General features: G+C 39.0%; 17 protein-coding genes. 9 read left to right on the top strand and 8 right to left on the bottom strand.

Features of this window, described 5'->3' with window-relative positions:
• The first annotated feature begins 19 nt into the window (after positions 1–19).
• A complete protein-coding gene (gene cysM, locus WAE64_RS21330) occupies positions 20–892 on the top strand; it encodes a cysteine synthase CysM (RefSeq protein ID WP_340239813.1) in 873 nt (290 codons plus the stop codon).
• Positions 893–930: 38 nt separating this feature from the next.
• On the opposite strand, the gene WAE64_RS21325 is transcribed toward cysM, so the two are convergent.
• On the bottom strand, positions 931–1,404 hold the full coding sequence (locus WAE64_RS21325; protein ID WP_340239812.1) for a hypothetical protein: 474 nt from the start codon (positions 1,402–1,404) through the stop codon (positions 931–933).
• 148 nt (positions 1,405–1,552) lie between these two features.
• Here WAE64_RS21325 and WAE64_RS21320 point away from each other — a divergent pair, with 148 nt between their 5' ends.
• The 3 genes from WAE64_RS21320 to WAE64_RS21310 all read left to right on the top strand — a co-directional run bounded on the left by WAE64_RS21320 (position 1,553) and on the right by WAE64_RS21310 (position 4,056).
• Entirely contained in the window at positions 1,553–2,107 is a 555-nt protein-coding gene (locus tag WAE64_RS21320) for an RNA polymerase sigma factor (RefSeq protein WP_340239811.1), read from the top strand.
• A gap of 60 nt (positions 2,108–2,167) precedes the next feature.
• Positions 2,168–2,521 carry a hypothetical protein gene (locus WAE64_RS21315; protein WP_340239810.1) on the top strand — a complete coding sequence of 118 codons (354 nt, stop codon included), beginning with the start codon at positions 2,168–2,170 and terminating at the stop codon, positions 2,519–2,521.
• 188 nt (positions 2,522–2,709) lie between these two features.
• The gene (locus WAE64_RS21310; RefSeq protein WP_340239809.1) at positions 2,710–4,056 is read left to right on the top strand and encodes an FAD-binding protein; all 1,347 of its coding nucleotides are present in this window, start codon (positions 2,710–2,712) and stop codon (positions 4,054–4,056) included.
• Between the two features lie 102 nt (positions 4,057–4,158).
• Here the strand turns inward: WAE64_RS21310 and WAE64_RS21305 are convergent, their stop codons facing one another.
• From WAE64_RS21305 to WAE64_RS21295, 3 genes are all read right to left on the bottom strand, one after another.
• Entirely contained in the window at positions 4,159–7,458 is a 3,300-nt protein-coding gene (locus tag WAE64_RS21305; RefSeq protein WP_340239808.1) for a UvrD-helicase domain-containing protein, read from the bottom strand.
• 22 nt (positions 7,459–7,480) lie between these two features.
• A complete protein-coding gene (locus tag WAE64_RS21300) occupies positions 7,481–8,266 on the bottom strand; it encodes a transglutaminase domain-containing protein (protein ID WP_340239807.1) in 786 nt (261 codons plus the stop codon).
• Positions 8,267–8,344: 78 nt separating this feature from the next.
• The gene (locus tag WAE64_RS21295) at positions 8,345–9,175 is read right to left on the bottom strand and encodes an alpha/beta hydrolase (RefSeq protein ID WP_340239806.1); all 831 of its coding nucleotides are present in this window, start codon (positions 9,173–9,175) and stop codon (positions 8,345–8,347) included.
• A 154-nt stretch (positions 9,176–9,329) separates the two neighbouring features.
• Here WAE64_RS21295 and WAE64_RS21290 point away from each other — a divergent pair, with 154 nt between their 5' ends.
• Positions 9,330–10,589: a serine hydrolase domain-containing protein gene (locus WAE64_RS21290; RefSeq protein ID WP_340239805.1), complete on the top strand. Its 1,260-nt coding sequence runs from the start codon at positions 9,330–9,332 to the stop codon at positions 10,587–10,589.
• Between the two features lie 332 nt (positions 10,590–10,921).
• Positions 10,922–12,658 carry a DEAD/DEAH box helicase gene (locus tag WAE64_RS21285; RefSeq protein WP_340239804.1) on the top strand — a complete coding sequence of 579 codons (1,737 nt, stop codon included), beginning with the start codon at positions 10,922–10,924 and terminating at the stop codon, positions 12,656–12,658.
• Positions 12,659–12,754: 96 nt separating this feature from the next.
• Here WAE64_RS21285 and WAE64_RS21280 read toward each other — a convergent pair whose 3' ends face one another.
• Both WAE64_RS21280 and WAE64_RS21275 read right to left on the bottom strand, forming a co-directional pair.
• Positions 12,755–13,420 (bottom strand): response regulator, encoded by a 666-nt coding sequence (locus tag WAE64_RS21280; RefSeq protein ID WP_340239803.1) that lies wholly within the window; start codon positions 13,418–13,420, stop codon positions 12,755–12,757.
• Between the two features lie 40 nt (positions 13,421–13,460).
• Entirely contained in the window at positions 13,461–15,299 is a 1,839-nt protein-coding gene (locus WAE64_RS21275) for a sensor histidine kinase (RefSeq protein WP_340239802.1), read from the bottom strand.
• Positions 15,300–15,612: 313 nt separating this feature from the next.
• On the opposite strand from WAE64_RS21275, the gene WAE64_RS21270 reads away from it, so the two are divergent.
• Both WAE64_RS21270 and WAE64_RS21265 read left to right on the top strand, forming a co-directional pair.
• Positions 15,613–16,446 carry an RHS repeat domain-containing protein gene (locus tag WAE64_RS21270; protein WP_340239801.1) on the top strand — a complete coding sequence of 278 codons (834 nt, stop codon included), beginning with the start codon at positions 15,613–15,615 and terminating at the stop codon, positions 16,444–16,446.
• 18 nt (positions 16,447–16,464) lie between these two features.
• Positions 16,465–16,611 (top strand): hypothetical protein, encoded by a 147-nt coding sequence (locus tag WAE64_RS21265; protein ID WP_340239800.1) that lies wholly within the window; start codon positions 16,465–16,467, stop codon positions 16,609–16,611.
• 103 nt (positions 16,612–16,714) lie between these two features.
• Here WAE64_RS21265 and WAE64_RS21260 read toward each other — a convergent pair whose 3' ends face one another.
• Positions 16,715–19,009 (bottom strand): fused MFS/spermidine synthase, encoded by a 2,295-nt coding sequence (locus WAE64_RS21260; protein ID WP_340239799.1) that lies wholly within the window; start codon positions 19,007–19,009, stop codon positions 16,715–16,717.
• Positions 19,010–19,206: 197 nt separating this feature from the next.
• Here WAE64_RS21260 and WAE64_RS21255 point away from each other — a divergent pair, with 197 nt between their 5' ends.
• Positions 19,207–19,497 (top strand): hypothetical protein, encoded by a 291-nt coding sequence (locus tag WAE64_RS21255; protein ID WP_340239798.1) that lies wholly within the window; start codon positions 19,207–19,209, stop codon positions 19,495–19,497.
• Between the two features lie 66 nt (positions 19,498–19,563).
• Here the strand turns inward: WAE64_RS21255 and WAE64_RS21250 are convergent, their stop codons facing one another.
• Positions 19,564–20,925, bottom strand: a complete 1,362-nt coding sequence (locus tag WAE64_RS21250; RefSeq protein ID WP_340239797.1) for a monooxygenase — start codon at positions 20,923–20,925, stop codon at positions 19,564–19,566.
• Positions 20,926–20,963: the final 38 nt, after the last annotated feature.

The following is a 20,963-nucleotide window of genomic DNA, read 5'->3' as shown; positions in this document are numbered from 1 at the left end:
AGAAATAAAGCAATTTGGAATGGCAACAATTATTGACCTTGTAGGAAACACTCCCTTAGTAGAATTAAAGAAACTGAATCCTAATCCCAACGTAAAGATTTACGGTAAATTAGAGGGGAACAATCCGGCAGGAAGCGTGAAAGACCGTCCGGCTTTGAATATGATAAGAAGCGCCGTAGAGCGTGGAGACATAAAGCCCGGCATGAAGCTAATAGAAGCTACCAGCGGAAACACAGGTATTGGTCTGGCAATGGTAGCCCGCTTGTTTGATTTAGAAATTGAACTGGTAATGCCTTCTAACTCTACACGCGAACGCACACTCACGATGGAAGCCTTTGGCGCAAAAGTGGTTCTGCTCGATAACATAGAAAAATGTAGAGACTACGCCGAAGAACAAGCCGCTACGGGGCAATATTATATGTTGAACCAGTTTGCTAATCCTGACAATTACCTGGCACATTACAAAACCACAGGGCCGGAGATATGGCGAGATACTGAGCAGCAGATTACACATTTTGTAAGCTCAATGGGTACTACGGGTACTATTATGGGTACGTCGATGTATCTGAAAGAAGTGAATTCTGATATTCAGATTGTTGGGTGCCAGCCCACAGAAAATTCTTCGATTCCGGGAATCAGAAGATGGCCAGTAGAGTATTTACCAAAGATTTTTGACCCTAAACGAGTAGATAGGGTAATGGATATTTCGGAAGCAGAAGCAACTGATATGGCACGTAAATTGGCTAAAACCGAAGGTATTTTTGCAGGTATGAGCAGCGGCGGAGCAGCCTCGGCAGCTATAAAACTGGCACAAGAACTAGAAAGCGGCGTAATTGTGTTTATCTGTTGCGATAGGGGAGACCGTTATTTAAGCAGCGATTTATTCGGATGATATACCAGAGGGGTGTTTTAAAACACCCCTCTTTTTTATTATGGACACGCCACTTTTTTAAGTGTCTGGCCTACGGTTGCTCTGGCTGGATTTTTTAAAATCAGTTTGCCGTTTTTATCTTCAAGTTCTCCGCTTTTAACCAATAGTTTATCGCCTTCTAGTATAAAAATCTTTTCTTCTAATTGGTTAGAGCCTTCAATCATATATTCATAATCGGCAATAATTTCGTTGCCGTTCTTTTTGCCTAGCAATGTGCCTCTGGCGTGGTCTTTTTCCCAAGGAAGCCATTCCATGCTTCCGGTTACATTGTTGCCATCAATAGTTAGTCTTACTGTAGTTAGGTCTTTGCCTATTTTTTCTTCAAAGCAAAGCGTTTCTTTAGCTGGATTTGTAGCAGTTGCTACCGTGTCAGCGTTTGAAGTTGTTCCTTCAGTTGTCTGGGTTTCTGATGTTTTTGATTTACAAGCACTTACGGCAAGGATAAAACTGCAATACAAAACGATTTTTTTCATAAATATCTTTAATGATTAAAGGTGAAGTACTCAAGCAAAAGTATGGATTATTTACCATTCGTAAATAGTATTTACCACTCTTCACTAAAATATTATAAAAAACTGTGCCAAGCGTCTACAAAATCAAATGGCTATGTTTAGATAATTAATGACAACTACCGAACAAAATAAAGAGATTCAGCAAACCATCAGCGGCGAACGACAGCGACTGCTAGGATTTATCCGGCAGCGGGTGCCCTCTTTGTCTGATGCCGAAGATGTTTTGCAGGAGGTATTTTATGAGTTGGTAGAAATGTACAGATTAACTAAGCCTATCGACCAGACAGTTAGCTGGTTGTTTACAGTAGCCCGAAATAAAATCAACGATTTTTACCGTAAAAAGAAAACCGATGCGCTGGAAGAAGTAATGCAGGGTATGGCAGAAGATGAAGAAGACTTATCGTTGTTTGATATACTGCCCGATTCATCGACGCAAGACCCTATGATGCAGGAAACTATTCTGGAAGCGCTTTCAGAAGCCTTAGAAGACCTGCCGAGCCACCAGCGATTGGTGTTCGAAATGCATGAGCTTGAAGATAAATCGTTTAAAGAGATTTCAACTACTACAGGCGTGAAGGTCAATGAACTGATTGCTGCAAAACGACAAGCGGTTTTGTTTTTAAGAGAGCGACTCAGGTATTTGTACGAAGATTTATTTCAGTAGTTATCAATAAAAATATTAATCAATCAAGGATAGATACTGTCCTTTTAAATAGACATAAAAATGAGAAAGTTCTGGTTTTTTAAAGGTTTTGTTTTCATCATGGGTTTTGTTTTATTAGGTGGTTTTGTAGTAATGGGGCTATGGAACTGGCTTATACCAAGCATATTTGGTTTAGGCGCTATTACTTTTGCACAGGCTTTAGGGCTTCTGGTGTTGTCAAAAATCCTTTTTGGAGGATTCCGTGGTGGGCATTGGGGTGGCCCATACGGTGGTGGTCGCCAGTTCTGGAAACACAGAATGGCTGAGCGTTGGGATAAAATGAACCCGGAAGAGCGTGATGAGTTTAAGCAGAGAATGAAGAACAGGTGGGGTAGTAGATGCGGAGAGAGAAGAGAAGAAAGCGCTACTGAGTAAAAGAAAACCTATTAACAACAAACCCGATGACCAACTGGGGTGGCAGGTATAAGTACTTGTCACCCCAGTTGGCTTTTAGGGGTATTGAATAAATGCATATATAACAAAACCTGTATTTTTTTGCATTTACATAATATTTCTATAAATTGCTTTCCTACTCATTTATACCATTGTACCCTTATTAACCTATGAACAAACGAACATTTCTGAAAACTTCTTCGGCTCTTGTAACAGGAAGCATCATTTCACAATTAATGGCTTGTAAAGAAAGAGAAGCCCGTACAAATTGGGCTGGTAATTTAACTTATAGTACAGATAACATCTATACACCCAAAACGGTAGAAGAAGTGCAGGAAATGATAAAAAAATACGACCGACTGAGGGTTCTAGGGTCTAGGCATTCATTTAATGACATAGCTGATAGCATCGAAAATCAAATTTCGTCGGCAGGGTTAAATAAAATCATCGCTTTAGATACCGCCAATAGTACTGTTACGGTTGAAGGCGGCATAAAATATGGCGAGCTATGTAAGTATCTTGATGAGAATGGCTTTGCCTTGCATAATCTGGCTTCGTTGCCACATATTTCTATTGCAGGGGCTTGTGCTACTGCTACGCATGGCTCGGGTGTTAAAAACGGGAATCTGGCAACTGCTGTATCTGCCATTGAGTTTGTTGATGCCAACGGCAATGTTGTGAATCTTTCGGAAGAAAAAGACGGAGATGTTTTTCGTGGAGCAGTAGTAGGTTTAGGTGCTTTAGGGTTTGTAACAAAGCTTACGCTTAAACTAATCCCTACCTTTAGCATGAAGCAAGTAGTATATAAAAACTTACCAATGGCCGAGCTAGAGCATAATTTTGAGGCCATCATGTCGAGCGGATATAGTGTGAGTTTGTTTACTGACTGGAGCAATAAAAATATAAATCAGGTATGGATAAAGAGCCGCTTTGAGGATACTGATAGTGGCAGCGTAGCGCCCGATTTTTATGGAGCGAAGGCATCGGACCGAAACATACATCCATTAGAAGACCTTTCGGCTGAGAATTGTACCGAACAAATGGGTGTAAAAGGCCCTTGGTATGAGCGTATGCCGCATTTCAGAATGGGTTTTACACCGAGTAGCGGGAAAGAACTGCAAGCCGAATATTTTGTGCCATTAGAACATGGCTACAAGGCTATGATGGCCATTGAACAATTGCATGAAAAAATAACACCACATCTGTTTATCACAGAGATACGCACCATGTCGGCTGATGAATTATGGATGAGCCCTGGGTATAAACAAGCCTGTGCTATTATTCATTTTACATGGAAACAAGAAAAAGATGCTGTAATGCAGCTACTACCGCAGATTGAGCAACAACTAGCGTCATTCAATGCTCGTCCGCATTGGGGTAAGCTCTTCACTATGCCTCCGCAGGTATTACAGTCTCGTATCGAGAAGCTAGATGATTTCAAAAAACTGATTGCACAATATGACCCTAAAGGTAAGTTCAGAAATGCGTTTATAGGTAAAAATCTTTTTGGGAGTTGAAATGTGATTTTCTTACTAATAGTAAAAGGTCAGGGTATTTATTTGCAGCATATCCTGACCTTTTTACAATTCAGCTAATAATCTTTATTGCATATTTCTTTTCTATATGCTAACTTCTACCACATCAACCGATTCTAAATAAACTAGCATGAGTTTTAATTTTTCAGAGCCCATTTGCTGATATAATATACCCAAATCACGTATTTCTCGTATGTCTCGTTCTTTCTGGAAAAAATCATTGCTGCGCCCCGGTTTATAATTAACAATATACACCATATCATCTTTTATTACCACACGGTCAGGGCGTTGTATTTCTCCGTTAGGTTGCAATATCTCTCTTTCGTTTTCAATAATCAGGTCTTCTTCAAAAAGAGGTGTTAACAGGGGCAGATTGATAATTGTATCAATGGCTTCTCTCATTTCATTCCCTTCCTTAGGGCTGATAATGCCTTCAAATTCCAATTCCCGTAGTGCGTTTGGTATATCGTTTCGGGTACTGATTTTAGCAAACGCCGAGCGCACCTTGTTGTTTTTATCTTTACTTTTCTCGAGCGTTTCGGTATCAAATATCTTTTCAGAGATCCTTCTGAGGCGTAGTCGGTTGCTACGGTCTTCGCTGATAATCCGACTTAAATATATTTTGTCTTCATTCGGGGTTTTCTTAGTCGGCTTTTTGATAAACGAGCCTTTGTTTATTTCGTAAATATTTACTTCAGGGTCAAAAAAGCCTCCAATTTCCAGAAAGTTCTGCATTAACTCCCCAACACCCTGCACTTTTTTGTAATGGTTTTTCTGCGAAATCACAAATAGCTTATCGGCGGCTCTTGTAAAAGCTACATAAAGCATATTCAGGTTTTCTAAAAAAGTGGCCTGCATTTCGTCGTTATATTGTCCTAAAAGGTCAGTCATACTCAATCTTTCGCTAAACTTAATGGGCGAAGAAAGGAGACGAGAAGTGCGGTCTTCTGATTGGTAAGAAAGTTCTTCGTAATCTAATGTTTCCAGGTCTCCCCACATTTCGGCGTAGGCTTGCGGGCGTAGCGACCAATGGGCAAATGGAATAATGACAACGGGATATTCAAGCCCCTTAGAGCGGTGAATGGTGGTAATAGTGATAGCATCTTGTTCGGCCGGAGATTTTACCGACAAAGCCGAAGTATCTTTTTTATCTTCCCAATAGGTCAGGAAATCCTGTAAGTGATTACTGTCTTTCAGGCTATAATTAAGCACAACATCCAGAAATCTGAATAAGTAGTTTTTCTGGTCGGTACGGTTAAATAAATCAAAGGCATCAATAATCTTTTCAGCAAGCTCATAAATGCCCGACTTTATCATCACAATTGGGTCGAGGTGGTAACCATGTTTCGTGAAAATCTCATAAAACCGCATTGGGTCGGTAGCTTCCACTGCTTCGCTTATTTCGGTATTGTCATGGCTATCGGGTACGCGATTAAGTATGGTCTGATAGAATAGATAAGCAGCTTCCGATTTTACCAATCGGTTATCAGGCTGATTGATAATGCGCATAAAAGCTACTAACAGACGTACCGACGAAGAGTTTTTAAGCAAAAGGGAGTCTCGAGATATAATCTGGTATCCTGCTTCTGTCAGAAAATTAGCTACTAGTGCCGACTCTTTATTGCGGCGGCACAAAATGGCTATGTCTCCCTGGCTATAACCTTCTTGTATCACTTGCTGAATAAGCTCAAGTGTACGGTTAAGCATGTTGGTACTTTCTTTTTCGTAGTCCAGAAACTCAAACTGAATATGCCCTCCGGTAAGTGATTTGCCTGATTTCTCTTGTCTGAAATCTTCATATACATCGGGTAAAAGCTTAAACTCATTAGAATATCTATATAATATAGAGCTAAAGAAAGTATTATTGAAATCGATGATTTCTTGTGCACTCCGATAATTAGTAATAAGTGCCTTGGGCTTCAGCCTGTTTTTGATAGCAAAAAACTGATCTCTTTGATGGCTCTGAATAAGTGGACTTTCTACAAGGGCCTGTATATTGCCTTTAAACAAATGCACAATGAGTTCCATTTTGCCACCACGCCATCGGTAAATAGCCTGTTTGGCATCGCCAACTATCAGATTAAAATTATTGCCTGCCAGTGAGTTTTCGATGAGCGGCAGCAGGTTATAAAACTGCATATCGGAAGTATCCTGAAACTCATCAATCAATAAATGTTTGTATTTTTCGCCGATGCGCTCATAAATAAAAGGCACAGGCTCTGACAGAATAATGTTCAGAATCTTGCGGTTAAACTCTGCAATAAATACCTGATTTTTTTCTTTCAAAACGTAATCAAACTCAGCCTTTATTTTTTTTAATAAAGACAGCTTTCGCAGATTAGGCCTTAGAAGATTATAAAGTGTATATTTTTTAAGGTTTTTGTCCTTAAAATCCTGCATTTCATAAAAAATGCTTCGCAGGTTTTCTTTTATGTGGTCTATGCTGGCTTTTGTAGGTGCGGGTGTGCCCTTGGCACTATACCACTTGTCTTCTCTGATTGCTGCCCAATGGTAAGAATTGGGCGACGAATCTTTTTTATAATAATACTCGTTCTCAAAATCGTCACGCATATTATAAAAATAAGCGCCAATGCCTTTGCCTTTTTGGGTAAAATCTTCAATAAGCAGATTTTCGTTTTCTATCAGCTCTATTGCACTATTAGCTAGCCCTGTAATTGTGCTGCCAAACCATTTCAGATAGGTATGAATATTATTAGCTATTTCGCTGAAATCTTTATCGCCAAGGCCGTCAATTTTTATAAGTAAAGAATAAAACTGGTCATTTATAAGGTGATTACCAAATTTAGCTAATTCTTCGGTTACGAAATTCCAGCTTTGTCCATCGCCTACTTTTTCTTCTATAAAGCCTTCCAGAATCTTAGTGATTTCTTCATTGCCTTCAGCTCCTGCCTTTTCAATTAGCCGCTCTGCTGCCTCGGTCATTATGCGGTCGGTATCTAGCACAATTTCATAATTAAAAGGCATATCCAACTCCTCGGTAAAAGCATTTACCAATTGGTTAACAAAACTATCAATGGTTTTAACAGCAAAGTCTGAATACTCAAGAATGATATTTTTAAATGCTTTGGCAGCTATTGTCTGAATCTCTTCTGCCGATAAGTTGGTTTCTTTAAGAATTTCCTGAAACACATCCCACGATTTTGATTGCTCGTTAAAATTCTCAATATCAGCAATTGCTTTCAAGTCTCTCAGGATGCGCTCTTTCATTTCGTTAGCGGCATCGTTGGTAAAAGTAATGGCTAAAATCTGTTTGAAATAAAAGGGTTTATCGCCATTAATAAATAGTAATTTCAGGTATTCTTTAGTTAAAGTAAAGGTCTTACCCGACCCCGCAGAAGAACTATATATATTAAATTCAGACATTCTTGAGTATTTATAAAAAACATTATTCCTGGGCTTGCTCTACATTTACAAACATACTTACCAACTCCATGTTTCCAAATTGTGTTGCCAGCGCAACATCGGCGGCATCTCGCCCATACGCTAACACCACTCTATTGCCTTTTGGTTCGGTTTGAGTGGCATCGAAAGTGTACCAGCGGCCGCCCAGATAGGCTTCGAACCAGGCGTGTAAATCCATCGGCTTTAGCTCGTGAAGATAACCCACCACAAAACGGGCAGGGATATTTATGCTTCGGCAAAGGGCAACACCCAGATGCGAAAAATCACGGCATACACCTACACGTCCCTCTGATGTATTCTGTGCCGAGGTAGAGGCATTACTATACCCGTATTCGTAACGGATATTTTCATAAATCCATTGTCTGATAGTTTCTACCTGCTCGTATCCGGTTTGGGTGTCTTTTACAATTGTAGTTACTAAATTACCCATTTTATCAGACTCACAATAGCGGCTTGGCAGTAAGTAAATCAGAGATTCGTCCGGCAACTCTTGTACCGGCACAAAGTTAGCACTAAAATCTACATCTATCTGCTCGGTTACTTCAACAACTGCCGATGTTTTAATGGTAAAACTGCCTTGAGGCGTAAATAGTCGTTGACAAAGGTTACCGTATAAGTCGGTATATTCGCTTACTGGTACACTGGGTTCTAGTAAGTATTCTTCTTTAATAATCCACTGCCCTGAACCACTACGAGGGCGGAGCATCAGGATAAGTGGTGTATTTTGTTCGATTTCATAATCAAGCTGGCAACTGATAGCAAGTTTCATTGACGAATTTTGTGGCTTTTAAATTTTCTCGGATTTGTGTATAAAGATACAAAAAAATACTGTGCCAGCCCCCGAAACTTATACATGCTTTTTTATCCAGTTCAGCATATCATTCATAACAGCTTGTTTCTCGTACTCATTATGAATTTCATGATAAAGCTTTTCATAGCTTTTAAAAGTTACATCGCCTGATAATTGAGAAGCTAAAAGTTTGCTGGCTTCGTAGCTGGTTAGTTTATCTTCTGAGCCATGCATTATTAATAGCGGTACGGGTGCATGTTTTGCGTTTTTCAGTAGCCATTCTCCCCATTCTATAAGTGTGATACCCACCATACCCGACACCTGATTGTGCACAAGTGGGTCGGCTTTGTATTTGTCAATCACGGTGCGGTCGTGCGAAAGGTTTTCTATATCAAGCGAGTTGGCCTGTGTAAAAGACGGGGCAATGGCACGGGCTATTTTACCGATAATCCAGAGGGGTTTAGGTAACTCAAAACCCGGGCGAACAGCCGGTGCGGTGGCAATAAGTCCGTTTATGTCAGGTTTATGTCTGAACACATAGTTGAGTACTAATGCGCCACCCATACTGTGGCCGTATAGAAAAACAGGCTTATTGGGTACTGCTTCTTTGGCTAATGTAAGCAAACGGCTGATTTGCCCCATATAAGCTTCCATTGAGTCGGCGTGGCCTCTTTTGCCTGTGGTTTGTCCGTGTCCGTAGGTATCAACGGCTATCATGGCAAAGCCTTGCGAAGTAAAGATTTCAGCTACATGGGCATATCGGCTGCTGTGTTCGCCTAAGCCATGCACTAAAGCAATGATGCCCACAGCAGATTGCTCCGGTAGCCATTTCTGAAAAAATATTTTGCGTTGTTTGGTATCGGTTTCAAAGAAAGATTCATGAATCATAAATAGGCGTGTTTGTTATTCCAAATGTATTCAATTTATCTGATTTTTTTGAATACCGAAACATACAAAATGCAATACCTTGAATATGCTTGAAAATCAAAGAGAAACTTTATATTTGTTTCTAAAAATTCAAATCTGTTCAAACCTCTCTATCATGAAATATTTCAATTCTTTTATTCTTGTTTTTTTGCTAAGTTATTCTGCCTTTTCTCAGTCGCTAACATTTGCCACACCCGAAAGCCAAGGCATGAGTACGCAACGCTTACAGCGTATTGATAAAGTAGTGAACGAATATGTTGAAAAATCTTATACCGCAGGTGCTGTGGTACTGGTGGCAAGAAATGGTAAAATTGTGTATCATAAGGGCTTAGGGTTTGATGACCTCGAAACCAAAAAGGCAATGCCCAAAGATGCTATTTTCAGAATTGCTTCTCAAACCAAGGCTATTACAAGTGTAGCCGTGATGATGTTGTATGAAGAAGGCAAGTTTTTACTCGATGACCCTATCTCAAAATATATTCCTTCGTTCAAAAATCCGGTTGTGTTAGAAAAATTCAACGAGGCAGATAGTTCATATACATCGGTTCCGGCTAAAAGAGAAATCACTATCAGAGATTTGCTGACACATACTTCGGGTATTAGTTATGCAGGTATTGGTAGTAGGGAGGCTGTAGCTATTTATGCTAAAAACGATATCCCGAGCGGAATAGGGACCCCTAATTATACATTAAAAGATGCTATCAACCGATTGGCAAAAATGCCCTTGATACATAATCCGGGCGAAAAATGGTCTTATGGCTTGAATACCGATGTACTGGGTTATTTTGTAGAAGTAATATCAGGCACGAGTTTCGATGTGTTTTTGCAAGAGCGTATATTTAAGCCAATAGGTATGAATGATACCTATTTTTATTTGCCCGAGTCTAAGTTTAATCGTTTAACGGCCCTGAATACCGAAGACAAAGAGAAGAAAGTAATGAAAGTAAGCGGCAACTATGGCAATTATGCCAAAGAAAAAGGTACTTATTTTGCGGGTGGCGCAGGTTTGGTATCTACTGCTGCCGACTACGCCATGTTTCTACAGATGTTGCTCAATGGTGGCAAATATAAGGGGCAACAATTGCTAGGGCCTGTTACGGTAAATATGATGATTCATAACCAGATTGGCGATATAAACGTGGGCAATAATAAGTTTGGCCTTGGCTTTAGTATCACTACCGAAAAAGAAGCTGCAAAGTTGCCTCCGTCAGTTGGTACCTTCGATTGGGGTGGTTATTTTGGTACTACTTATTGGGCCGACCCAAAGGAGGGAATCATAGGTTTAATAATGACCCAGAAAGTGCCAAACAGCTATGGCGATTTGAGTAGCAAATTCAAAGTGCTGGTTTATCAGGCCATTACAAAACTCAATTGATTGGATAAATAATATTTGTTATTAGAATAGTGATTTTTTAGCCAATAAAGGGTCACTATTCTAGAAAAAATACAATTATTTTAGCCAAACCCTTGGTGAATCGGAATATTAGTATTAGTTTTGCAGAAGTTTTAAAAGGCACATCCGTATGGAGCCTCTGCAGTAATAAAAATTCGACACAAAGAGTTTCTCTTTCATTCAAATTCCTTTCAGAGCAGGCAACGGGTGGTTCTCATCGTTCGCTTTATTATTTTTTTTCGGCATTCGGGGCAGTCACGGTTTTGCGTGAGAACGGCAGTGTTAGTTCCGACTAAACAAATATCTTATCCTTGATGGAAGTAGTGAAATTTTCCGAGCTCCCGCTTTCGGAGTATGTTCTTCGTGCAATTGAAGAACTTGGTTTTGAGTACGCAACACCTATACAATCAGCCGCAATCCCAGTAGTAATGCGTGGTGGCGATGTAATTGGTCAGGCGCAAACAGGAACAGGCAAAACTGCAGCCTTTGGTATACCGGCCATAGAAGCAGTAGATGAAACTGATAGAAATACACAGGTTTTAATTATGTGCCCAACACGTGAGTTGGCACTTCAGGTAAAAGAACAAATCCAGAAACTTGCTAAGTATAAAAAAGGGCTTAATGTAGCTGCCATTTACGGTGGTGAGTCTTACGAGCGTCAGTTTTTGGCATTAAAGAAAGGCTCGCAAATTGTAGTTGGTACGCCAGGCCGTATCATGGACCACATTGAGCGTAAAACTTTAGTTTTAAGCAATATTAAACTTGCTATTCTTGACGAAGCAGATGAAATGTTGAACATGGGTTTCCGTGAAGACATTGAGAAAATTCTTGCTTTTGCTCCTACAGAAAGACAAACTTTGTTGTTTTCTGCAACAATGTCGCCTGAGATTCTTTCTATTACCAAACGTTTTCAGAAAAATCCTGAAATCGTAAAAACATTGAAAAAAGAAGTATCAAATGCCAATATCGAGCAGTTTTTCTTTGCTGTGCGCAAGGAAGCTAAGATGGAGGTAATGACTCGCTTAATAGATGTACATGATTTGAAATTGATGTTGGTGTTTGCAAATACTAAATCGAAAGTAGATGAAATTGTAAGCGATTTACAAGTACGTGGCTATGCAGCCGAAGGGCTTCACGGTGATATGCGCCAGCAAGTGCGTTCGCAAGTAATGAGTAAGTTCCGTGCAGGTGTAACTACTATTCTGGTTGCAACAGACGTAGCAGCTCGTGGTATTGACGTATCGGGCGTAGATGCAGTATTTAACTTTGATGTACCACAAGATTTAGAATATTACGTACACCGTATTGGCCGTACAGGTCGTGCAGGTAAAACCGGAAAAGCCTTTATGCTTATCTCGGGTCGTGATAAATACCGTCTTCGTGATATTGAAAATTATACTAAAGTAAAAATTGAACAAGGGAAAATTCCTACATTCAATGAATTAGTAAAAACTCGTCATCGTAAATTCTTGGATCAAGTAAGAGAAACACTTCTTTCTGGCGTTGATAACTTTTATGAAGATATTGTTGGTGAATTGAGCGAAGAAGGATACTCTGATGCACAAATAATGGCTGCATTAATTAACATGCAGGTAGGCGCAGTAAAAAGTGAATTTTCTGATGCACAATTATCTGATAGCTACCGCGAGCCAAGAAGTCAAGACTCAAGATTCGATAGAAAAGACTCAAGAAACAGCTTTGGTGGAAGAGATGGTGGTCGCCGTGAATCTGGTGGTAGAGAACAACGCAGTGGTGAACGTCGTTTCGAACCAAGAGACAGACGTCAGGAGCCAGGTAGCCGTGGTTCGGGCAGAACAGACATGGTTCGTTTGTTTATCAGCCTAGGTCGTAAAGACAACGTTGCGCCAAACCATATTGTAGGTGCTATTACCTCAGAAGCTCGTATTGCAGGTCGTGCTATCGGTCAAATCGATATTTATGACAAATTCAGCTTTGTAGAAGTACCACAACAAGACGTAAAACGCGTATTAGATGGTATGAATGGCAAAACTATCAATGCACGTGAAGTAAGTATGGAAATTGCGAAATAATTTTCATAACATCATAAAGTACAATAAATCGGTATCGAAGCAATTCAGTACCGATTTATTATTTTATGGCAGTAGGTTATTAAAGAATAGCCTTTTTTAAACCCATTTATTCTTCTGAGCTAGTTTTACAGCTTCGAGTTTTGAATGTACATGCAGTTTCATGTAGATATTTTCGGTATGTTTTCGGGTAGTTTTGGCCGAAATAAACAACTGGTCGGCAATTTGGGTATAACTTAAACCACTGGCAATTTTTTCCAGAATTTCAACCTCACGCTTTGTTAAATTAAACGATTGAGGTGATACTAAAGCTCTTTCTTTCTCTTCTTCAATAATTACCTCTCTTCTTAATATATTAAGCGTTTTGGCTGCAATAATGGGCGACATCGGTGCGCCTCCATCCATTAATTCTTCTATGCTTCTCAGAATCTTGCTAGGTTTTTCGTCTTTCAGCAAATAGCCCGAAGCACCTGCTTTTATAGCCTCAAAAATCTTATCGTCACGGTCAAGTACGGTAAGCATCATTATTTTTTGTAGAGGATTCTTCTTTTTTATCTCAAGGGTAGCTTTAATGCCATCCATCTCGGGCATTTCAATATCCATCAGAATAATATCAGGGCTGTACACTTTGAGTTTCTCCAGAGCATCTACTCCATTTATTGCTTTGAAATCAATGTGTAATTCTTCAAAAACCGAAAGGTTATCGCTGATGTTGTTCAACAAAGCGGGGTTATCGTCTACAAGACCTATGCTGATAGTATTCATAAGAAGCGAATAATATTTTTACAAATTAATGCCTTATTTATCACTCTTTCAATAGGGCATTTGCCGCATAAATAGGTATTTCTATACAAATTTTAGTCCCCTTGCCTGCTACCGACTCTATCTTTAGCACACCTTTAATTTCATTTATCCGGTTGTGCATATTTTTTATGCCGTAAGAGTCAGTACTCTTTAAACTTTCTGTTGACAGACCTACGCCATTGTCGATGATTGACAGGCTTATAGTGCCTTCTATTTGAGTACAACAGATTTCAAGCTGGGTAGCTTGTGCATGTTTGAGTACATTCTGTATTGCCTCCTGAATAACCCTGAAAAGGTTAATGGCCTGCATAGAACTCATATACACATCGGTATCAGACACAGTAAAATCAATAGTTACCTTTAGTTTGTCTTCAATTACTTTTAGTGCATAGTTGCGCAGGCGTTTATCAAAATCGTCTAAACTTATTTTAGACTGGTGCGTTGCCCAGATAGTATCACGTAGGCTCTGCACTGCCTCACGTATATTTTCGTTGATTCTTTCGAGTTTCTGGGGTTCAAGTTTTTGCTTATAAGCCAGGTAAGTAGCAGCATCAAGGCTGGTAGCAACAATGGTAAGCTGCGAGCCAACACTATCGTGGAGGTCACGGCTGATGCGCTCTTTTTCGTATTGGAGTGCCAGCTTGTTTTCAAGTGCCAGACGAGCCTGTTTCTCTTTCTCTTCACGCAAAGCTCTATAACGAATGCTCAGACCAAACATTAATACAACTATATCAAAAACCACACATATAACCTGCACTTGCTGGTTAAGCAGCCAGGTGTGCCCGATAAACTCAAAAGTGCGGAAATAAGATAAGACACCAAATATAAAAAAAGGCGTAATGCCAATCAGGTAGTTTTTAGCCAGCGAAGGGTTAATTTTGTTTGTATAACTGTAAACAACAAGATAAAAACTTAGCACTATTGTAAGTAAAAAGCAGCATATCATCATTACAAGCAGCAAATAAGGTGCTATACCTCTTGTTTCCTCAAAATAAATAATTGCCAGCCGCTGAAAGACCAATGCAAGCATCAAACCTAATGTAATTCTCCAGATAATAAGATTGATACGGTTGAATACATGCCCACCCAGAATATAGTTCCTTATAAAAAGCAGCAGAAAGACCAGAGAGAACCATAGTAACCAATTGCGGAGTTCGGCACCTGAAACAAAGCCGAAACCTTTCTGGTACAGGGGTAAAAAGAACCCCGAGGCCGTGAGGGTAAAACCTAGGCTAAATATTACATAAAAGGCATAATAGAGATAAACCCAATCTTTGTTAGTAAAAAAAATAGCCATTGCAAACATAAAAACTATAGCTACAATACCCGTAAAAAAACTGTAAAAACTGGTGTCAAAAGTATGGTCTGAAAAGAAAACCTCTTCTTTTTTGACGCTGGCATTTCCTTTAATTAACATCCGTTTTTTGTATAGCCTGGTGTATATGGTAGTATCGCTGTGCGGTTTTAATAAAATGGGTAGAATAAAATTCTGATGAGCGTAGAGTCTTTCTGCAAAAGGTGTTTGCCACGAAAGAGCTTTTACCAGTGTAAAGTCTTGCTTATAAAAACACACAGAATCTAGCCATACAAAGTCTATCTCGAAAAAGTATTTTTCAAATTGTGCTTTATTGTTTTTTATATGAATCCTGAGCCAGTGGTTGGCACTATCTTTTCCGAAACTGATGAGCTTATTTGGTAGTGGCCGAAAATTTTTATTGGCAATAGCACTAAGAGGCAATTGCTTGCCCGCATCTCTGAAATAATCAACATTTGATTGAGCACTGGTGTTGCTTGTAAAAAAGCATATATACAGAACCAGGTGGAGTAGTGCTGACCTCATATAGGGCTATAAACAGATTAAAATAGGACAATTGCCTTATTGAATGAACTATTATTTCTACAGAATTTTGTCACATCAAACCATATACGTTTTTCAACCGATTTACGTGTTTTCTGAATCTATGGAAATTTAACAAAAGCAGGTGGATTTCGGAAATAAATCTGAAAAATTGATAAAACGAATGAAAACAGTATTGCTTTCGACAAACTGCTAAAAAATAAACAAACCGATTTATAACAAAATCATGAGTTGAACAAAACTTTTAAACCGTAATTAACCTTAAATTCTTTTACATTAAAACAGCTTTATGGCTATGAAGAAAATCATCTACTCTATTATTATTTTATTTGCTATCGCCTGCAAGCCAGAATCTACAATTACTGAAGACCCTATGGCTAAAGATTGCCAGATTCAGAAAGTTGCCTACGAAGATGGCAGCAGCTATGTATATAAGTTTAGCGCAGCTAATCAATTAACTGAAATATTATATTCATGGAAAGATGAAGAAGGTAAACCTCTGAATCTTACTATCAAGTTTGATTACAATGCAACTGGTAATTTAGTAAAAGTTGTGAACAGCGAAGGATATATTGATGATTATATCTATGACAATAGCGGTGCATTAACAAGAGCCGACTTCAAATCTCCTGAAGGAGAACTTTACGAACAATTTATGATTAAGACAGATGCCCAGAAGCGTATATCAAGCTACACTACGTTAATGGATGGCTTTAATGTTGCATACGAATATAATGGCCCAGGCGGAATATTTTCTAAGTCAACCGTAAAGCTGGGTAATTCTATAGTTGATCAATATGAAGTAAAAACCTACGAAACAGATAAAACTAAAAAGAATTATGATATAGCAATTAAGGGGCATCCTTTCGACCCTAAATTGTTTACCAGCGACCTTATTTATTCTATTCCGCTTAATCTTCAACCTGCTAATATAATTGTAGGTACTGCACAGGCTATCACACATTATGACGAAAACTGGGAAAACTTTATGGCAACTACCAGGTTGTCGTGGGATGTGGCTAATAAATATACTTATAACGAAAATGGTTTTATAACTAAACAAGAGGCTGAAAATAAACTGGAAAAAGCAATGTTTATTACTACCTATAATTATGCTAATTGTAACTAATCTAAAACAGCAGTCAACATGAAAAATATACTCACATTACTTATTTTATTGAGTTGTACGCTTGCTACTATGGCAACACCAGACCCAAAAAAGAAAAACCAGAAAAAGGCACGTGTTACTAATAAAACCACGGCAATGCCTTCACCGCCTAAAAACAGAAGATAAACAGAATTTTGCTGTTAATATTAGAATAGAACTTATGACAAACGGAAAAGCCTTCTGAGGCGAATGTGCCAGAGGGCTTTTCCGTTTTTAACTTATGATAAATTTAGTCTTCGTCTTTCAGAATATTAGCCCATATTCTGCCAAAATCAAATTCATCTTTCGGCCACATATCAAGATTCACATTTCGCTTGTTTTGAGTAGTGCCATTCTGTAAAATACGTTTGCTTTGTAGGGTGCTGCTCAATAAAGCATATACATCAATATTGGCACGGGCATAATGCGCTTTTGTGAATGGGTCATCCAGTCTTTTCATGATTTCGGCTTCGTTAAGCTGCAGCGGTTTGTTAGAACCTACCAACATAAATCCCCCAAACTCATAAGTGTACGGAAACACATTCAGAAAACCATTTTTGATACGTTCGGTAGCGCCCCACGTAATAGCCATGCCGCCATCTTTCAGTTTTGACTTTAAAAGCTCGAAATACTCAACAGAATACAAATTACCCGAATACGAAGACTTTGGTCTTAGCGCATCGGCTTCTATAATGTCATATTTTTTTTCGTTTCTGTGTAAGAAATAGCGTCCGTCTTGCAAAATCAGATTTACACGTTTATCGGTCATGATATAATAGGCCGAGCTATCTTTACTGCGTTCTACGTATTCGTAAACAGCATCTGGCTGGTTTATAATTACCTCAAAGCAATCGAGATTTTTGGTAACTTCTCTACCACCTGCATTATAAAGCGTACTTGCCGAACCTAAACCAATAATACCAATATCTTCGGGGCTAGGGTGTATAAGGGCCGGAATTGCGCCTAATACAATGTGTGTATTGTCCTGATTGAAGGGAAACATACTTTGTCCTAAGCCATTGGTATATACAAAGGCATTGCCGCCAAAAGTTTTGATGAATGATAGTGCCGTTTCGTCTTCTCTGATAATAAAATCTTTTTCACTGGTCATTCCTCCCAGTTTCATCCAGAATTTTTCGTTTGCTGGTAGCAAGAAAACAGCCAGCACAAGCCCAACAGCCATGCTGATACGCACAAGCATTGAATTGAAACGGTGCTTGTGCATAATAAAAATATACACCAGACCTATTAAGCTTATTAACTTAATGGTAAGAGAGGTGCCCAAATAATTGAAACCCACCAGTGTTACAAACCATGAACCTGCCGTTGAGCCTACAATATTCATAAACTGTAACCAACCTACTTTGCGGCCTACTTCTTCGAACTTATCCTGAATGATTAATTGTGAGATAGTAAAGCTAAAGCCCATAATAAAGGTCGGGACAGCCATCAGAAACATCGGAATCACAAGCATAGTGGTAATGGCTATATTTGTGGCAAAAGAGGTTTCGTAGCTTTTTAAATAATCAAACAAGAAAGAGAAGGCCGATACATCTTTAACAGCCCATTGTAAGATAACTATTGAGCCAATGGTATAAAAATATAAGAAGTATTGAGAATTAAGAAACAGTTTTAGCCTGTTGCCTTTATAGTTTTTGGCAAACCGAACACCAAAATAAGTTCCTATGGCCATCATGCCAAGGTAAATAGCCAGAATGATAGAAAACGTAAGTGCAACCGATTTCATCATGGTTTCAATGATACGAAACCACATTATCTCGAAGCAAATAGCCATGAAACCCGAGGTTGTATATTGTAGAATCCAGTAAGTGAAGTTACGGTTCCATGTAAATCCTGCTGATTTAGAGTCAGTAAGTAAAGTAGCGCTTTCTTTTGTAGTTTGTGCTGTATTCTTTCTGGTTTCTGTGTAATAAATAATAACCGAAGTAATGGCACAGGTAAAGTTCAGCAAAGCCCCTAGACGAACGGCGCTTTCGAAGCCCATCACACGGATAAGTACAAAAGAGGTAACAAAAGTACCAATTGCTGCCCCAAGTGTGTTGGTAAAATATAATAAGCTTATATAATTGGCCTGCTTCTCGGAGGTCTTCTGTTCAAATGCCTTTGATAACAGGGGCAACGAAAGCCCCATCAGGAAAGTAGGAAAAAGTAAAATCAGGAAAAGAATGAGGTAAATCTGAAAACCACCACCTGCCTGTAAGGCATTTGATAAATAGAGCCAGTCGTAGATAATACTTTTACTGACCAAGGCAAAGAGACCAATGCCTAATTCGGCCAATACAAAATACAATATCGGGCGGTTTTTACCTGCACGGTCGGCTAGTTGGCCTCCGGCTAAATAGCCCAAACCTAAACCAGCCATAAAGGCCGATACAATAAGACTGATACTAACAGAACTGATACCGGTGTAGAAAACCAACCATCGTTGCCAGATTACCTGATAAATGAGAGCGGCAAAGCCTGATAAGAAAAAGATTAATAAGAGCAGTAATGATCGATACTTGCTTGTTTTTGCTGGGGTCATTGGTAAAGACTCGTAAAATCACAATAGGGTTTCTGAATCTGAAAAGTTTTTAGTCAGAAAATACCTAGTTGTAGTGATAAGTTATTCATAAAAGTTTTGGAATGCTAAAATTACGTGCTTTTTTTATTAAAAAAATAATTTTTATGCGAAGATTAAGTTATATTTACTTAATCTTACCCTTTAAATACTAACCCCTTATGAAAACATGTAGTTTAATTGCTAACATTATTATGTTAGTCATTCTGATTCCTGCTGCATTTGGTGCCATGATGTCTCCGTTTGTATTTGATTCAGGCGCCACTAAAAGAACATGGTGGATTTTTGGAACTCTTGTTGCTTTACCCATCTTAATTATTTCTACACAAATTATTTCCTGGGTTGCATATGCCCGTCATAATTATGACTTTGCTCTCAAAGTAAGCTTAGTACCTGTGTTAGATATTTTTATGATAATTTTCCTCTTTTCGGTTAGTAGTGAATTGAAGTAGAATTGTAGAAGACAAAAAAGCCTGAGAATAGCAACATTCTCAGGCTTTTTTGTCTTAGTTTGGGCATTATTCTTCAAAATAATAGCCGAAAATTATCCCCATTTCGTCTTCGGTGGTTAGGCCGAATCTCACGGTTTTGTCTGTTGTATTATTATAAGTAATACGGGAAGTGAGCCCTTCGCCTTTTTTTATTGAAATATAAGGTGTATAATTAATTTTCTCGGGGTGTTCCCAATCACCAGAAGTATAAACCACTTCACCATCACGGCTACCACCTTTGATTAGTATTTCAAACTTTTCGCCTAATTTATGGGTGTGAGAGAAAAGCATGGCTACTTTTATGTTTTTATCGAAAGTAAAAGTTTTTGAAATAACTGTCTTTTGTTTGGGTGGAATGTTAAGGTTCTGATTGGCTAAGTCAAGCACTTTCAAGGTGTTTTTTACATTGGCTTTATTGGTTGTATAAAGGTTAATGTAGACTTCGCCGGGAATCGGGCTTGTGCCTGTATTGAAATAATGCGAATTCATATCGAAAGTGGCATTGGGTGCTATGGCTACGGCAGTACCTTCAGGAAAAGTATAGTCCATGTTTGCTTCGCTGCCACCAAAATTAAAAATATGATTACCCATTTGTTGAAAAGTAAGAATATTGAGCGAGCCATCGGCATTGCGTAAATCCCGTACCTGATTCAATGGCGCAAGGTTCTCGGGGTTTCTGAACCCGTATAAAATAAAATGATGGCTACCCGGCCGCATTTTTATCTGAATGCGGTTTATATAGGCTGTTTCGGTATTGCCTAGGGGTTTTCGCACAAATAATTCCCGCTCAAATTTAGGTGCAACATCAAACTTATCAAGTTTCATCTGGTAGCCCATTCCGGCTGTAGGAGCTGCCAAAACCTCGAAAGGAGTTGTTTCACTAGGTGTTTTATCATCTAATAAGGATGTTTCTACCACATTACCTTTTTCGGGAGCACCTGCTTCAATCCAACGTCGTATAAATTCTATCTGGCCCGCATAGAGCGGCGCATTGCCTAGTGGCATAGTGCTGCCATAGTTTTTGCCACCATGGTGGCTGTTATCAGGATTTACTTTATGAAAAAACAGACTTTGTAGCGAGTTAAAGGCTTTTACTAGTTTCAGTCCGTCGGCTCTTGCAAGTTCGTTTTTGGGGGCAATTTCAAAAAGATTGTTATAAGCTTTGCCTTTGGCAAGAACCAGCCCGTGTTGTGCAAAAGAACCATCGTTTTCGGAAGCATGGCAACCCGGTATGGCACAAGAACTGGTAAGAATTCTGTTCTGAATTAAATCAAAGCTCGACTCTGCTGTATCTACTGGGTCGGTAGGGCCTTGTTTGCTACAAGCGTTCATGAGCGAAAGACACAGAACTGTAGACATAGCAAGGCTTGTAAAAATAGTATATTTCATAATTTAAGTCGAGTAAATACTTCGTTAACGTAAATATG

This window comes from Emticicia soli (assembly GCF_037860775.1).
GTDB classification, from domain to species: Bacteria; Bacteroidota; Bacteroidia; order Cytophagales; family Spirosomataceae; genus Emticicia; species Emticicia soli.
This window is presented reverse-complemented; position numbering and strand designations above follow the sequence as displayed.

What these genes read in the sequence shown, in the direction of transcription:
- cysM (WP_340239813.1), top strand. Translation starts at nt 20, where the DNA reads ATGGCAACAATTATTGACCTTGTAGGAAACACTCCCTTAGTAGAATTA.
- WAE64_RS21325 (WP_340239812.1), bottom strand. Translation starts at nt 1,404, where the DNA reads ATGAAAAAAATCGTTTTGTATTGCAGTTTTATCCTTGCCGTAAGTGCT.
- WAE64_RS21320 (WP_340239811.1), top strand. Translation starts at nt 1,553, where the DNA reads ATGACAACTACCGAACAAAATAAAGAGATTCAGCAAACCATCAGCGGC.
- WAE64_RS21315 (WP_340239810.1), top strand. Translation starts at nt 2,168, where the DNA reads ATGAGAAAGTTCTGGTTTTTTAAAGGTTTTGTTTTCATCATGGGTTTT.
- WAE64_RS21310 (WP_340239809.1), top strand. Translation starts at nt 2,710, where the DNA reads ATGAACAAACGAACATTTCTGAAAACTTCTTCGGCTCTTGTAACAGGA.
- WAE64_RS21305 (WP_340239808.1), bottom strand. Translation starts at nt 7,458, where the DNA reads ATGTCTGAATTTAATATATATAGTTCTTCTGCGGGGTCGGGTAAGACC.
- WAE64_RS21300 (WP_340239807.1), bottom strand. Translation starts at nt 8,266, where the DNA reads ATGAAACTTGCTATCAGTTGCCAGCTTGATTATGAAATCGAACAAAAT.
- WAE64_RS21295 (WP_340239806.1), bottom strand. Translation starts at nt 9,175, where the DNA reads ATGATTCATGAATCTTTCTTTGAAACCGATACCAAACAACGCAAAATA.
- WAE64_RS21290 (WP_340239805.1), top strand. Translation starts at nt 9,330, where the DNA reads ATGAAATATTTCAATTCTTTTATTCTTGTTTTTTTGCTAAGTTATTCT.
- WAE64_RS21285 (WP_340239804.1), top strand. Translation starts at nt 10,922, where the DNA reads ATGGAAGTAGTGAAATTTTCCGAGCTCCCGCTTTCGGAGTATGTTCTT.
- WAE64_RS21280 (WP_340239803.1), bottom strand. Translation starts at nt 13,420, where the DNA reads ATGAATACTATCAGCATAGGTCTTGTAGACGATAACCCCGCTTTGTTG.
- WAE64_RS21275 (WP_340239802.1), bottom strand. Translation starts at nt 15,299, where the DNA reads ATGAGGTCAGCACTACTCCACCTGGTTCTGTATATATGCTTTTTTACA.
- WAE64_RS21270 (WP_340239801.1), top strand. Translation starts at nt 15,613, where the DNA reads ATGAAGAAAATCATCTACTCTATTATTATTTTATTTGCTATCGCCTGC.
- WAE64_RS21265 (WP_340239800.1), top strand. Translation starts at nt 16,465, where the DNA reads ATGAAAAATATACTCACATTACTTATTTTATTGAGTTGTACGCTTGCT.
- WAE64_RS21260 (WP_340239799.1), bottom strand. Translation starts at nt 19,009, where the DNA reads ATGACCCCAGCAAAAACAAGCAAGTATCGATCATTACTGCTCTTATTA.
- WAE64_RS21255 (WP_340239798.1), top strand. Translation starts at nt 19,207, where the DNA reads ATGAAAACATGTAGTTTAATTGCTAACATTATTATGTTAGTCATTCTG.
- WAE64_RS21250 (WP_340239797.1), bottom strand. Translation starts at nt 20,925, where the DNA reads ATGAAATATACTATTTTTACAAGCCTTGCTATGTCTACAGTTCTGTGT.